The sequence below is a fragment of the Halomonas sp. AOP30-A1-24 genome, assembly GCF_052378165.1.
Lineage (GTDB): Bacteria > Pseudomonadota > Gammaproteobacteria > Pseudomonadales > Halomonadaceae > Vreelandella > Vreelandella citrativorans.
Window position 1 is genome coordinate 35,928 of sequence record NZ_JBQSXL010000023.1, and the last position, 14,298, is coordinate 50,225.

The window sequence follows — 14,298 nt, forward strand, 5'->3', positions numbered from 1 at the left end:
TGATGGCGCACTCAAATGATCCGCGCATTGCCGGGCTGGACGTATACCGCGTGGGCGGCGCTGTTCGCGATGCGCTGCTGGGCTGGCCAGTGTATGACAACGACTGGGTGGTGGTGGGCGCTACCCCAGAGGCTATGCGCCAGCGCGGCTTTAAGCCGGTGGGGCGAGATTTTCCGGTGTTTTTGCACCCTGATACAGCGGAGGAGTATGCGCTGGCGCGTACGGAGCGAAAAACCGGACACGGATATTCGGGGTTTGAAGTGCATGCCAGCCCCGAAGTAACGCTGGAAGAGGATTTGCTGCGCCGCGACCTGACCGTGAATGCCATTGCGCAACGGGTCGATGGGCCGCTGATTGACCCCTTTGATGGCCAGAAGGATATCGAACAACGCGTGCTGCGGCATATTTCCTCTGCGTTTGGTGAAGACCCGCTGCGGGTGCTGCGTACGGCACGTTTTTTAGCCCGCTATGCGTCGCTGGGGTTCTCTATCGCCTCTGAAACCTTGGCACTGATGACCGAGGTTAGCCGCAGTGGTGAGCTTGAGCATTTAGCCGCTGAACGGGTATGGGTCGAAACCGAAAAAGCCTTGGGTGAACCCAGCCCCGAAGCTTACTTCACGACGTTGGCGCAGTGTGAAGCGCTGGCAATATGGTGGCCGTTCTCAGCAGAAAAACTGCAGAGCGGCTTGGCCGCACTGCAATACGTGCCTGACGATAGCTCAACGCCGCTGGCACATTGGCGCTATGCATTACTGGTGAGTGTGCTGGACGATGCGGGTCGCGAGGCATTGGCGTCAACGCTACGTTTACCCAATGCCGTAGCGCAGTTGGCACGCTATGTCGCGTTGACCCTGTCGTTGCTAAAAGAGCCTTTAGAGGCGATAGCCGTGCTGCATTGGCTGGAACGCCTGGATGGTTTTCGTAAGCCTGACCAGGTCGCCACACAGCTCACGTTAGTCAGTGTGGTTGAAAGTGTCGGTGTGATTGAAAGTGCCGGTGTTATTGAAAAAAATTATGCCCAGCCGCTACAGGCTGCTTGGCTGGCGGCACGCAGCGTTAGCCCGCAGGGGCTCATCGCTCAAGGATTCAAGGGGGCTGAATTAGGCCAAGCGCTACGTAAACAGCGCCAGCAAGCAGTCAGTGATGCGTTAAGCGAATGATTAGCCAATCAAAAGAGGTTTAGCGAGCCAGGGACGTACAGAGCGCAGGCTCCGCGTGCGATATCCAGGCGCTACCCCAGGTAAAATCTACCGCCCAAAGCCGCTGATTTCCCAGCGAAAAATTATTCCAAAGTGTGGCGTAAGGCGTGTTGCAAGCCGGGTGCCGTTCGTTAGGTAGCAGCTCCGCCAAGGGCTGTAACACGAATGCGCTTTCGGTCATCTCGGCGCGGGGCAGTGCAACACCTTCAACGACGCCCTGCAGGTTGCCCACTGTTAGCAGGTCGATATCCAGCGCTTTAGGGCTGTATTTGTCCAAGCCCTGCTTACGGCCATGAATAATTTCCAAAGCCTTGGCCCATGCCTGTAATTCACTCGGCGACCAGTTACTTTCGAAGGCCACGACCAGGTTGTAAAAATTACGGGTATCGCTAAAACCAACCGGCTCGCTTTCAAAAACGCGCGAGACGTTTAAAGGCCCGAAGGTATCGAAAAGTGCATCGAGACACAGGCGGATATGACGCACAGGATCAATATTGCTGCCTAAACTGACGGTAACCAGGCTCATGAGATTATGTCCTTGTGGCCTCCGGTAGCTCGCCACGTGTAATTTCAAGGCCTACGCTCGCCGCTTGCGGCACCGCGCCGGGTTTACGCACCCGCAAGCGTAACCAGGTAATGGAAAACTCGCTGCGCAGGCAGTCAGCCAAGCGTTCCGCGAAGGTCTCCACCAGCGCGAATTGATGCGTGTCAGCGAATCGTTGGATACGCTGGCAGATAGCCGCATAGTCTAGCGTTAAGCTTAAATCGTCAGTAGCGGCAGCCGGGCGAATATCGGTCGCCAGGGTTAAGTCCAGGCTAAGCGACTGTTGGATGGTGCGTTCCCAATCGTAAACACCAATCACGGTGTCTACCTTGAGTGCTTCGATCAAAATGCGGTCCACAAGCTCTTCCTCGGCGACAACAAGCGGGCGATTGTACGTTAGGATGAAACGAAACGACAGTAGGATGGAAAAGGCGCCATGGCGTGGTTAGTGTTCGGCTATTTAAGCGGCAGTTGGCTGGCAGCGATTAGTGTTTGCCGGATAGCGGGAGTGGGCGATCCTCGTCGCTGTGGCTCCGGTAATCCCGGTTTTTCTAACGTGTTACGCCTTTATGGGCCGCGCCTGGCGGGCGCCACGCTTTTGCTGGATGCGTTAAAAGGCGTACCCATAGTGCTTGCCAGTAAATTAATGGCGTTACCGGTCAGTTGGCAGGGGCTGATTGGGCTGGCGGTATTACTGGGGCATAGCTACCCGGTATGGTATGGATTTCGTGGTGGAAAGGCCGTCGCCAGCGCGCTGGGCGTGTTGCTGGTGCTGACCCCGGGTGTTGCACTGGTGAGCGTGGGGGTGTGGACCTTGCTGGCGTGGCGCTTAAAAACCGCGGCAATGGCTTCCTTGTTAAGCGCGCTGGTGGCGCCGCTTGCCTGTATCTGGCTGGCGCCTGCTTATGTGGGCGTAGTGGGCGGTTTGAGCCTGCTGGTGCTGCTGCGTCATGGGCTTAATATTCGCAGATTAAGACGCGGCGATGAGCCGCGCCTGGGGCGTCGCTAATTATTCGGCGTTGGGAGGCGTCAACTGATCAAGCGGCCAGCGCGGCGTAGCCTGCATAACGCCATCCTTGTCCTGTTCGCCAGCGGCCAGGCGCTGCGCGCCCACGTACGCGATCATGGCGCCGTTATCTGTACAGAACCGGCCGCGAGGATAGTAGGCCTTTGCCTGACGTTTTTGACACTCAAGGGCCAGGCGCTCACGCAACCGGTGATTGGCGCTCACCCCGCCAGCCACCACCAGCCGTTTTAACCCCGTTTGGTCCAGCGCCCGGCGGCATTTGATGACCAGTGTATCGACCACGGCTTCTTCAAAGGCGCGGGCCACATCAGCGCGCGCCTGCTCGTCAAGCTCGCCAGCCGCTTCCAACTGGCGTATGGCCGTTAAGGTATGCGTTTTTAACCCTGAGAAACTGAAATTAAGCCCCGGCCGGTCAGTCATCGGGCGTGGAAAACGAAATCGTTTGGGGTCGCCCTGTTCGGCAAGCTTGGCCACCAGCGGGCCGCCGGGATAAGCAAGGCCGAGCATTTTAGCGGCTTTATCAAACGCTTCACCGGCCGCATCATCAACGGATTCACCCAATAGCTGATAGCTTCCAAGTCCTTGGACTTCCACCAACTGGGTATGGCCGCCAGATACCAGTAGGGCCACAAAAGGAAACGCTGGCGCATCGTCTTCCAGCATGGGAGCGAGTAGATGACCTTCCATGTGGTGTACGCCCAATACCGGAATGCCCAGTGCACGGGCCATGCCGTGGGCCGTGCTGGCACCCACCATGAGCGCGCCTACCAACCCCGGGCCTGCGGTATAGGCAATACCCTCTAAATCGTTTCTTGTTAGCCTGGCATCACTTAACACTTGCTCAATCAAAGGGAGCAGCTTGCGCGTGTGGTCCCGTGAGGCAAGCTCGGGCACCACGCCGCCATACTCGGCGTGCATGGCAATTTGGCTATACAGCGCATCGGCCAGCAGGCCATCGCCCCCTGAGCGGGAGGTGTCATAAAGAGCAACGCCGGTTTCGTCGCAGGAAGTTTCGATGCCAAGCACACGCATAGGAAGTCTCTACAGAGGGCTAACAGATTGCATAAGGCAAAATTTTAACATGTCTAACGCCCATAAAGGTGGCATTGATTACACAATGTCAGGGGTGCAGTTTGCAATCATTGCCAACCACGACTAAACTATCGTGCGCTGTAAAAACTGGGTCGTACGCTATGTTCTTCGCAATAATGCGATGATGGTGTACGTACTTTCGAACTCAAGACTCCTTAAGGTAGGTGAGTGCTTAATGCCTTCTGTAAAAGTACGTGATAACGAGCCGTTTGACGTCGCCCTGCGTCGCTTCAAGCGTTCTTGCGAAAAAGCTGGTGTTCTTTCTGAAGTACGCCGTCGCGAGCACTATGAGAAGCCGACTGCTGAGCGTAAACGCAAAGCGGCAGCTGCCGTAAAACGCCACGCCAAGAAAGTTCAGCGTGAGCAAAAGCGTTTCGAACGGCTCTATTGATCCGTACCCGAGAGAGCCAGAGCGGTTAGCTGGTTGTCTCAAGAGGGATGCCAAGCGGCCGCCACTAGGTGGCCGTTTGTTTTTTCAGTTTTCTACGCTGTTTAAGGTGATTGGGCAGTCCGCCAGATGACGTTAAGCAAGCGTTTAGCGCACATGCGCGAGGGTGCCGTTGTAAATGGCAGGCCAGATTCCCCAGCGTTTTATTGACGATTTGCTTAGCCGCGTTGACGTGGTGGAAGTGGTTGGTGAGCGTGTGCAGCTTAAAAAGGCTGGCCGGAACTACTCGGGTCTTTGCCCTTTTCATCAGGAAAAAACGCCTTCGTTTACGGTAAGTGCTGATAAACAGTTTTATCACTGCTTTGGCTGTGGCGTGCATGGGAATGCACTACGCTTCTTGATGGAATACGACAAATTGCCGTTTCCTGAAGCGGTGGAGCAGTTGGCCGGGCGGCTGGGTCTTGACGTGCCGCGCGAAGGCGCTGACGACCCGCGTGCACATCAGCGTGAAAAAAAGCGCAAAGAGGGCGTTAACCTGCTCGAGCTTGCGGCAAGCTTTTATCGCGAGCGCCTTAAAATGCGCGAAGGGCAAGGCGCCCAGCAATATCTGGAAAACCGAGGGCTTTCTGCTGAGGTGATCAATGCCTACGGCATAGGCTACGCGCCTGGCGGCTGGGAAGCGCTCAAGCAGCACCTTGGTGAGCGGGAGATATCAGAACCTGTCCAGATTGAGTATGGCCTGTTGATCCATCGTGAAGATACGGGGCGTACTTACGATCGTTTTCGGGATCGGGTGATGTTTCCGATCCGCGATTTACGAGGGCGAACGATTGCATTTGGTGGGCGAGTGATGGGCGACGAGCAGCCCAAATACCTCAACTCACCAGAAACCCCTGTGTTTCATAAAGGGCGCGAGCTTTATGGGCTTTATGAAGCGCGCCAGGCATCCAGCAAGCTTGAGCAGCTGGTGATGGTAGAAGGCTATATGGACGTTGTGGCGCTTGCGCAGTACGGCATCCATAACGCGGTGGCTACGCTGGGAACCGCGACGACCGAAGATCATCTAAGCCGTCTGTTTCGTTTGGTCAGCCGAGTGGTGTTCTGTTTTGATGGCGACCGCGCTGGCCGCCAGGCCGCCAGTCGAGCACTGGAAACCGCGCTGCCGTTGATGATTGACGGCCGTGAGGCGCGTTTTCTATTTCTGGCAGAAGGTGATGACCCGGATACGCTGGTGCGTCGTGAAGGTGCCGAAGCGTTTAAGGATCGTGTTACCTGTGCGATGCCGCTGTCGGAGTTTTTGTTTGAGCAGGCGGCTCAGGGCCGTGATTTAAACACGGTGGAGGGGCGCGAGCGATTTGCAAGCCAGGTACTTGAAGCGTTGAACAAAGTACCTGATGGCATGCTCAAATCGTTACTGCTTGAAGCGCTTGCCAAGCGCAGTGGCTTGGCGCAAAAGCAGTTGCAAGCGCTGTTGGATAAGCGCACAGCGGCACCCAAGGGGCAAGCGTATTGGGAGGCGGCTGAACCTGTTGTCGAAGATAGCGCGGAGCAGACGAGTACTGTAGAGGCGGGCTCTACTGGAGCTACGTCACGTGCACGTAACCGGGTGCTTACGCCCGTTGGGCGCATCGTGCAGCTTCTGCTGCACGAGCCGAGCGTAGTGTCAGCCTTGCCGGATAATCTGGAGTGGCTGCCTGATGATGCGGATACGCCGCTCTGTCGCGATTTGATCGTGCTCTTGCAGGCCGGACGCTATCGCAGTCCGCAGGTCGTGCTGGCGCATTTTCAGGGTACGCCACAGGGCGCGGTGCTGGCAGAGTTTGCCGCGCGGGAGTTATTGATCCCCAAGGCAGCACGAGAAGCAGAGTTAAGGGGGTTGGTTGAGCACTTGCAGCAGAAGCAACGTAAGCGCTCGCCCCAGGAAGAGTACGAGGCGTTGTTGGCTCAGGAACGCGCTGGGCAGAAATTGGATAAACAGCAGCGTCAGCGCTTGGCCGGCTTGGTAGTCGAGTTGGCCCAGCGGTTTTGACCGGTGTTCGGAGAGAGGGGGTTGAATTTTTCCCTCACCAACACCAGATATAGGGTCAGTCACCAAGTGCTGGCCTAACCGAACAACCTAACACACCTGAATGACCGCGCAAATACGTTTCGCTGGAAAAAATACAGCTATTTACGCTATACTGTTCGGCTTGTTGAGTTTAATCGATTCAGCGCTCCAGGTGTTTCATTCTTCTTCGTCGAGATAGGGTTTCTATGGCTGGAAATGCGCAGCAGCAGTCACGTCTGAAGGAGTTGATCGCGCGCGGCAAAGAGCAGGGTTACCTGACGTATGCCGAGGTCAACGACCATCTACCCGAGGATATCGCCGACCCGGATCAAGTGGAAGACATCATTGGCATGATCAACGACATGGGTATCCGTGTCGCTGAAGAAGCGCCTGATGAAGACACTTTGATGATGTCGGATCACTCCACGGACGAGTCCGCTGCGGAAGAGGCCGTTGCGGCACTCGCTGCCGTGGAAAGCGACGTGGGTCGCACCACAGACCCAGTCCGCATGTACATGCGTGAAATGGGCACAGTAGAACTCTTGACCCGTGAAGGCGAAATCGAAATTGCCAAGCGGATCGAAGAGGGTACACGTGAAGTCATGTCGGCACTGGCCTACTTGCCAGGGGCTGTCGCCTCCATTCTGGATGCTTACGACGCTACTCAGGATGAAGAAGCGCCTGGCCGTCTGTCGGATCTTTTCTCAGGGTTTATCGACCCCGATGAAGGTATCCCCGGCGTTGCCGAAGCGGATGTGCCTGAACCTGAGGTAGCCACCGACTTAAGCGATGACGAAGACGGCGACAGCGATGGCGAGGAGGATGACGAAGATTCCAACGCCAGCGAAGGCGGTCCGGACCCTGAAGAGGCGCGGGCGCGTTTTGAGCAAATTCGCGAGCAAAACGCGTTAGCCGGAGCGGCGCTTACCAAGCACGGTCGCGGCAGCGCCGAGCTGAAAGCCGAGCAGGCTCGTCTTGCCGAATTGTTCTCGCCGATCAAGCTGGTGCCGAAACACTTTGAACGCCTGGTAGGCCAGGTACGTATTAGTGTTGAGCAAGTGCGTGCCCAGGAAAAAGCGGTCATGCAGCTTTGTGTTAAAAAAGCCAAAGTGCCGCGCAAGACGTTTATCAAATCGTTCCCGGGTAGCGAATCTAACCCCAAGTGGTTGGATGCGTTCCAGGAAGCGCAGCCCAAATACGCTGACCGTCTTGAGCCGTTACGTTCTGATATCGCCCGTTCGCAGCGTAAAATTGCTTTCGAAGAAGACATGGTGCAGCTCACCGTGGCGGATTTGAAAGAGGTGAACCGCAAGCTGTCGATTGGTGAGGCAAAAGCACGCCGCGCCAAGAAAGAGATGGTTGAGGCCAACCTGCGTCTGGTTATCTCGATTGCCAAGAAGTACACCAACCGTGGTCTGCAATTCCTTGATTTGATTCAGGAAGGCAACATCGGTTTGATGAAGGCAGTGGATAAGTTCGAATACCGTCGGGGTTATAAGTTCTCTACTTATGCTACCTGGTGGATTCGTCAGGCGATTACCCGTTCAATTGCCGACCAGGCACGGACGATCCGTATTCCGGTTCACATGATCGAGACGATCAACAAGCTTAACCGCGTGTCGCGCCAGATGCTGCAGGAAATGGGCCGCGAACCGACCCCGGAAGAGCTCGGCGAACGTCTTGAAATGCCGGAAGACAAAGTACGTAAGGTGCTCAAAATTGCCAAAGAGCCGATCTCCATGGAGACGCCGATTGGTGATGATGATGACTCGCACTTGGGCGACTTTATCGAGGACGGCACCATGCTGCTGCCTATCGATATGGCCACCGGCGAAGGCTTGATTGAAGCGACGCGTAACGTACTGGGCGGCCTCACCGCACGTGAAGCCAAGGTACTGCGCATGCGGTTCGGTATTGATATGAATACCGACCACACGCTTGAAGAAGTGGGCAAGCAGTTTGACGTAACCCGTGAACGGATTCGTCAGATTGAGGCCAAGGCGCTGCGCAAGCTTCGCCACCCTAGCCGTTCTGAGCCGCTACGTTCGTTCCTGGACGAGTAAGCCAGTCCAGGTTAGTGCTCAGGCGCTAGTGTCTAGCGTAAAAAAAGCCCGCCGTTTTTTAAACGGCGGGCTTTTTGCTATCTAGTGTCAAGTACTCCACGAATCCTGATGCCGTTGAGCCTTTGTTACAGCGTGTAGTGAGTTGCGGAGCCAGGACCAACAGGCAGACCCAGCAAAAACACCCACACAAAGAACAGTAAACTCCAGCCGATCAACATGAATAGCGTATAGGGCAACATTAAGGCGACCAGTGTGCCTATGCCCATATCGTTGCGATAACGGGTAGCAACCGCCAGTATCAGCCCAAAATAGCTCATCATCGGAGTGATCAGGTTGGTGACAGAGTCACCGATCCGGTAGGCCGCCTGAATGACCTCTGGCGCGTAGCCCATCAGCATCAGCATGGGAACGAAAATCGGAGCGGTCACCGCCCATTGCGCCGATGCGCTGCCCAGCGACAGGTTGACGAACGCACACAGTAAAATAAACAGCGCAAACAGACCCGGGCCACGTAACCCAAGAGACTCCAGCAGATCAGCGCCCGCCACGGCCGTCACGGTACCAAAATTGCTCCAGTTAAACAGCGCCACAAACTGAGCGGCAAAGAAGACCAGCACAATATACAGCCCAAGGCTGCTCATGCTTTTGGCCATGGCATTTACCACATCACGATCATTGTGCATCGTGCCTTCCAGGCGCCCATAGATGAAGCCCAGTAGTGAGAAGGAGACCGCTACAATGACCACAATGCCGCTCAGGAAGGGCGAGCCACTGATTAGCCCTGTTTCTGGATTACGCAAGATGCCATTTTCAGGTATCACGGTCATGGCAATTAAGCCAATAAGCACCAGCGTGGCTAACCCCGTGCCTTTTAGCGCCCGCTTCTCCTCAGCGGAAAGCCCTTGCATGGACTGCTGGCCAATGTCGCTATCGGCATCAGCGGCATCGTATTTGCCAAGCTTCGGTTCCACGATACGTTCGGTAACCAGGCCGCCGATCAAGGTCACAAAGAAGGTGCTGACAAACATGAAGAACCAGTTTGCTTCAGCGCCTACCACATAAGCCGGGTCCAGTAGGCGAGCGGCCTCTTGGGTAATACCAGAAAGTAACGGGTCGACGGTTCCAATGAGCAGGTTGGCGCTGTAGCCGCCGGAAACACCACAGAAAGCCGCAGCGAGCCCCGCCAAAGGGTGGCGCCCAAGTGAATGGAAGATCATGGCGGCCAGAGGAATAAGTACAACGTAACCAAGCTCGGCCGCCATGTTGGACATTATGCCCGCAAACACAATGGCATAGGTAACGATGCGGGGTGAGCGGTTAAGCACCAACGCTCTCATGCTGGCAGAAAGTAGCCCTGAGTGTTCGGCTACGCCAACGCCCAGCATGGCAACCAGCACAGTGCCTAAAGGCGCAAAGCTTGTGAAGTTTGTCACCATCTCGGTGACCAGCCGGCGTAAGCCTTCGGCGTTAAGGAGGGAATTAACCGCAATCCATTCGCCCTCGTTAGCGGGGCGTGGGTCGGCAACTGACACGCCTAAGGCACCGGCAATACCGCTGGCTATCACCACAAGGACACATAAAATGGCAAATAGCGTGACCGGATGAGGGAGCAAGTTGCCAAGCCACTCAACGCTATCGAGAAAGCGGGTAAACGCGCCACGCTTTAGGTTTTTTTCATGGTTTTTAGGGGGGGTCATAAGTTTTATGTCGTTAGAGTGGAGGTTTGTAGCAAAAAAAGCCCATTGGGGCTAAAAGATGACACTACGTTGAAGTGTATAAGGGCGCAAACGGCTTTACGTATAGCGGGATTTAAAAAATGAAATGCCGTAAGCGCAGGAGGGGCTATGGCAAGCGAAAGGTCGGCCCTGGCGTTAAAGTGATGGCGTGTTCGGCAGTACTCGCGACATATTGGCCACCAGATAATCGACCAATTGACGAATCTTGGGGGACAAGTGGCGGTGGCGGGGGTAAACCGCCCAGACAGCCGTATCATGATGCTGAAAGGGTTCCAGTACGGCGATGAGTTCGCCACTTGCAAGGTGAGGTGCTACGTAATAGTCGGGCAGTTGGGCAAGGCCCAGGCCCTTAAGCGCGGCATCCAGCAGGGCGGGCCCGGAGTTACCCGTCCAGCAGCTTTCTACGCGTACTTCGCGGCGTTGGCCGTTGCTATCAAACAGCCAATTAGGCCGTGAACCTACCAAACAACGATGTTGGCCAAGTTCCGCCAACGTGTGAGGAGGCGGTGTCTGGCGAAAGTAATCCTGGGAGCCGACAACATATTCACGTCGGTCGCACAGGCGCCTGGCGATCAGGCTTGAATCCTTTAATACGCCCATGCGAATGGCGATATCAAAGCCTTCCTCAATGAGTTCAACGGGCCGGTTGGTAAAATGCATATACACTTCAAGATCAGGGTGTAGGCATTGAAATTCATTAACCAGTGGTGCGATATAACGCTCGCCAAAGGTCGTGGCTGAGGTCAGCTTAAGCAGGCCCCGAGGCTTGGCCTGCAGTTCGCTCAGCGCCTGTTCGGCATCTTTCAATCCATCAAACAGATGCTGACAATGCTCCATATACAGAGCGCCTGCATCCGTTAAGCGTATTTGACGCGTTGTACGGTAGAGAAGCTGAATGCCGAGCTGGTTTTCAAGTTGGCTCACCAAGCGGCTAATATGCGAGGTTGATACTTTTAGATGGTTTGCGGCCGCAGAAAATGTGCCCAGTCTGACTACTTCAATAAAGGCTTCGACACGATCCCAGCGCTGCATGGAGATTCATCCGTTGTAGGTGATTGTTGCTCAGTGGCAATAATATTATGAGTATATCCCGCTTTTTCTAGTACCTCTAGCTACCTTACACTGTCGCTATTGGAGCAAGACGTTATCTGTTCAGGCGACTTACTGCGCCACTGTCTTAAGGAGTGACACTATGAAATCACGTGCTGCCGTTGCGTTAGAGGCGGGTAAACCGCTTGAGCTGGTTGAAATTGATGTGGAAGGTCCAAAAGCGGGCGAAGTGTTGGTAAAAATGGCGGCTACTAGCGTTTGTCATACCGATGCTTATACGTTGTCGGGCGCTGACCCGGAAGGACTCTTCCCTTCAGTGCTGGGTCATGAAGGCGCCGGTGTCGTTCAGGAAGTAGGTGAAGGGGTGACCAGCCTCAAGCCAGGCGACCATGTTATTCCGCTATATACCGCTGAGTGCGGCAAGTGCAAATTCTGTCTGTCAGGTAAAACCAACCTGTGTGGCAGCGTGCGTGCCACCCAAGGGAAAGGCGTAATGCCCGACGGCACCTCGCGCTTCTCGCTGGATGGCAAGATGCTGCACCACTACATGGGAACGTCCACGTTCAGCGAATACACCGTACTTCCTGAAGTCTCGTTAGCAGCGGTTTCCAAAGAAGCCCCGATGGATAAAATCTGCTTGCTGGGCTGTGGCGTGACTACCGGTATTGGCGCGGTACTCAACACTGCAAAAGTAGAGCCAGGCGCTACCGTCGCAGTCTTTGGTTTGGGTGCGATTGGTCTGGCGGTGATCCAGGGCGCGGTCATGGCGAAAGCGGGTCGAATTATCGCCATTGATGTTAATGCGGATAAGTTTGAGCTGGCCAAGCAGTTTGGCGCGACTGACTTTGTAAACCCCAAGGATTACAGCGACTCCATTCAGCAGGTTATTGTTGATTTGACCGATGGCGGCGTGGACTATTCGTTTGAGTGTATCGGTAACGTCAATGTGATGCGCTCAGCGCTTGAGTGCTGCCACAAAGGCTGGGGCGAATCGATCGTGATTGGCGTCGCCGGTGCGGGGGAGGAGATTTCCACACGTCCGTTCCAACTGGTGACCGGGCGCGTTTGGAAAGGCTCCGCGTTTGGTGGTGTGAAAGGCCGCAGTGAACTGCCAGGCTACGTTGAGCGTTACATGAACGGTGAAATTAATATTGATGATTTCATTACTCACGATATGCCGTTTGAGAAAATCAACGAAGCGTTTGAACTGCTGCATGCGGGCAAGAGCATCCGCACCGTTCTGCATTACTAGGTCGTTATTAACAGGTCTGTATTGTTAATTTACTGATAAAGCGCGGCAGGCAGCACTGCCGCGCTTCTCTTTTCGCAAGGAGCCTGCCCCATGAGCATGAGTGAAACCCTGGAACTGGTGTCTGCCAATCGCAGTTTTGGTGGCTGGCACAAACGCTACCGCCATTACTCTCGGGCGCTGGATTGCGATATGGAATTTGCGGTGTACTTACCGCCTCAAGCCGAAAGCGAGCGTGTACCGCTTTTATGGTGGTTGTCCGGGCTTACCTGCAACGATGAAAACTTCATGCAGAAAGCGGGCGCCCAGCGGATAGCGGCAGAGCTTGGGATTGCCATCGTTTGTCCGGATACCAGCCCGCGTGGCACAGACTTACCGGGTGAGCACGATAGTTATGACCTTGGCTCGGGGGCAGGTTTTTATGTCAACGCTACCCAAGCGCCGTGGAAGCCACACTATCGAATGTACGACTATATCGTGGAAGAGTTGCCTTCCGTTGTACGCCAGCACTTCCCGGTAAACGGGCGTGAGTCGATTAGCGGCCACTCGATGGGCGGCCACGGGGCATTAATTTTAGCGTTGCGTCACCCAGGGCGTTTTAGCTCGGTGTCAGCATTCTCGCCGATTGTGAACCCGATGAACTGCCCTTGGGGTCAAAAGGCGTTTACCAGCTATTTGGGTGAGGATCCGTCCACTTGGCGTCAGTACGATGCTTGTGAATTGGTCGCTAATGGCGCTTCGCGTCAACGGCTGTTTATTGACCAGGGCGAGGCGGACCAGTTTTTAGAAGAGCAGCTCAAGCCCGAGCGGCTTGAAGCTGTATGTGACGCGCATGATCATCCGCTGACACTGCGTCGTCAGCCAGGTTACGACCATAGTTACTTCTTTATTGCCTCGTTCATTGAGGAGCATCTACGTTATCATGCGGAACATCTTATGAAATCTTAAGGATAACGATGCTTAAACGTACGCTGAGCCGCTTTCTTCGTCAGCTATGGCGTCTTGTGTGGCGCGGCGTGCTGGTTTTTGTGCTCCTTTCTGTGGCGCTGGTCATTCTGTTTCGTTTTGTGCCCTTGCCAGGCTCCATGATCATGGTGGAGCGCAAAATACAGAGCTGGGTAAACAGCGAACCTATTCGCATTCAGCATCAGTGGCGAAGCTGGGACAATTTATCCAGCAATGCCAAGTTGGCGGTGATTGCTGCTGAAGATCAGCGCTTCCCTCTGCATCGAGGCTTTGACTTTGTTGAGTTGCGACGCGCCTGGGAAGCCAGTCGTGATGGCGGCCGCTTGCGCGGCGCCAGCACGCTGAGTCAGCAAACAGCCAAAAATGTTTTTTTGTGGAGTGGGCGCAGTTGGACGCGCAAAGCGTTAGAGGCCTGGTTCACGCTGTTGATTGAAATTTTCTGGAGCAAACAGCGTATTCTTGAGGTGTATCTGAATATCGCTGAATGGGATAGCGGCGTGTTTGGCCTGGAAGCCGCAGCGCAACACTATTTTGGCGCCTCCGGTGGAGCGATGACGGAGCGCCAGGCAAGCCTGCTCGCGGCCATCCTCCCCAGCCCGCGTACCCGCAGCGCCTCTCGACCTGACGCCCAAGTGGAAAGGCGTAGCCAATGGGTACGCCAGCAGATGCATAACCTGGGCGGAGTAGGGTACCTGGAACGGCTATAGAAGGCTGGATTAAAGAGCTAAAGCCAGCTTCTTCCCTTGATGCGCTTCTATTTATAAAAAAGTGCGCGAATATTATTCAAAATGATAGCGGTATTTTTTTGTATAAGTGATTGAATATAAACTGTTTTGATATATTTTTATGTGTGTTGTTATTATCGTAACTTCATTTTGTTACGTTCTCTTACTTAAAAAATTGAACCTGTGCTGAATCCTTGCGTCACACTTACCAC

13 protein-coding genes are annotated in these 14,298 nt (G+C 54.8%); 8 read left to right on the forward strand and 5 right to left on the reverse strand.

Annotated elements, in window-relative coordinates; translation table 11 throughout:
- The first annotated feature begins 2 nt into the window (after positions 1 to 2).
- Positions 3 to 1,160: a polynucleotide adenylyltransferase gene (locus tag ACT3TJ_RS13350; RefSeq protein WP_442353139.1), complete on the forward strand. Its 1,158-nt coding sequence runs from the start codon at positions 3 to 5 to the stop codon at positions 1,158 to 1,160.
- 19 nt (positions 1,161 to 1,179) lie between these two features.
- On the opposite strand, the gene folK is transcribed toward ACT3TJ_RS13350, so the two are convergent.
- Together folK and folB are read right to left on the reverse strand one after the other, a co-directional pair.
- Positions 1,180 to 1,725, reverse strand: a complete 546-nt coding sequence (gene folK, locus ACT3TJ_RS13355) for a 2-amino-4-hydroxy-6-hydroxymethyldihydropteridine diphosphokinase (protein ID WP_442353138.1) — start codon at positions 1,723 to 1,725, stop codon at positions 1,180 to 1,182.
- Positions 1,726 to 1,729: 4 nt separating this feature from the next.
- On the reverse strand, positions 1,730 to 2,101 hold the full coding sequence (gene folB, locus ACT3TJ_RS13360) for a dihydroneopterin aldolase (RefSeq protein ID WP_192527421.1): 372 nt from the start codon (positions 2,099 to 2,101) through the stop codon (positions 1,730 to 1,732).
- 78 nt (positions 2,102 to 2,179) lie between these two features.
- Here folB and plsY point away from each other — a divergent pair, with 78 nt between their 5' ends.
- Complete coding sequence (gene plsY / locus ACT3TJ_RS13365) at positions 2,180 to 2,752, forward strand: glycerol-3-phosphate 1-O-acyltransferase PlsY (protein WP_172117515.1); 573 nt, start codon at positions 2,180 to 2,182, stop codon at positions 2,750 to 2,752.
- Here plsY and tsaD read toward each other — a convergent pair whose 3' ends face one another.
- Positions 2,753 to 3,802, reverse strand: a complete 1,050-nt coding sequence (gene tsaD / locus ACT3TJ_RS13370) for a tRNA (adenosine(37)-N6)-threonylcarbamoyltransferase complex transferase subunit TsaD (protein ID WP_442353137.1) — start codon at positions 3,800 to 3,802, stop codon at positions 2,753 to 2,755. It lies immediately after the preceding gene.
- A 235-nt stretch (positions 3,803 to 4,037) separates the two neighbouring features.
- Here tsaD and rpsU point away from each other — a divergent pair, with 235 nt between their 5' ends.
- From rpsU to rpoD, 3 genes are all read left to right on the forward strand, one after another.
- The gene (rpsU, locus tag ACT3TJ_RS13375; RefSeq protein WP_008956349.1) at positions 4,038 to 4,253 is read left to right on the forward strand and encodes a 30S ribosomal protein S21; all 216 of its coding nucleotides are present in this window, start codon (positions 4,038 to 4,040) and stop codon (positions 4,251 to 4,253) included.
- A 175-nt stretch (positions 4,254 to 4,428) separates the two neighbouring features.
- Positions 4,429 to 6,279: a DNA primase gene (dnaG, locus tag ACT3TJ_RS13380; RefSeq protein WP_192527422.1), complete on the forward strand. Its 1,851-nt coding sequence runs from the start codon at positions 4,429 to 4,431 to the stop codon at positions 6,277 to 6,279.
- Between the two features lie 224 nt (positions 6,280 to 6,503).
- Entirely contained in the window at positions 6,504 to 8,360 is a 1,857-nt protein-coding gene (gene rpoD / locus ACT3TJ_RS13385) for an RNA polymerase sigma factor RpoD (protein ID WP_172117518.1), read from the forward strand.
- 125 nt (positions 8,361 to 8,485) lie between these two features.
- Here rpoD and ACT3TJ_RS13390 read toward each other — a convergent pair whose 3' ends face one another.
- Both ACT3TJ_RS13390 and ACT3TJ_RS13395 read right to left on the reverse strand, forming a co-directional pair.
- Positions 8,486 to 10,057, reverse strand: a complete 1,572-nt coding sequence (locus tag ACT3TJ_RS13390; protein ID WP_172117519.1) for an AbgT family transporter — start codon at positions 10,055 to 10,057, stop codon at positions 8,486 to 8,488.
- A 174-nt stretch (positions 10,058 to 10,231) separates the two neighbouring features.
- Positions 10,232 to 11,128 (reverse strand): LysR family transcriptional regulator, encoded by an 897-nt coding sequence (locus ACT3TJ_RS13395; RefSeq protein ID WP_172117520.1) that lies wholly within the window; start codon positions 11,126 to 11,128, stop codon positions 10,232 to 10,234.
- Positions 11,129 to 11,288: 160 nt separating this feature from the next.
- On the opposite strand from ACT3TJ_RS13395, the gene ACT3TJ_RS13400 reads away from it, so the two are divergent.
- The 3 genes from ACT3TJ_RS13400 (at position 11,289) to mtgA (ending at position 14,068) form a co-directional block, all read left to right on the forward strand.
- Positions 11,289 to 12,398 carry an S-(hydroxymethyl)glutathione dehydrogenase/class III alcohol dehydrogenase gene (locus tag ACT3TJ_RS13400; RefSeq protein WP_193054474.1) on the forward strand — a complete coding sequence of 370 codons (1,110 nt, stop codon included), beginning with the start codon at positions 11,289 to 11,291 and terminating at the stop codon, positions 12,396 to 12,398.
- 90 nt (positions 12,399 to 12,488) lie between these two features.
- Complete coding sequence (fghA, locus tag ACT3TJ_RS13405; RefSeq protein WP_442353459.1) at positions 12,489 to 13,343, forward strand: S-formylglutathione hydrolase; 855 nt, start codon at positions 12,489 to 12,491, stop codon at positions 13,341 to 13,343.
- Positions 13,344 to 13,351: 8 nt separating this feature from the next.
- Positions 13,352 to 14,068: a monofunctional biosynthetic peptidoglycan transglycosylase gene (gene mtgA, locus ACT3TJ_RS13410; RefSeq protein ID WP_172117523.1), complete on the forward strand. Its 717-nt coding sequence runs from the start codon at positions 13,352 to 13,354 to the stop codon at positions 14,066 to 14,068.
- The last annotated feature ends 230 nt before the right edge of the window (positions 14,069 to 14,298 follow it).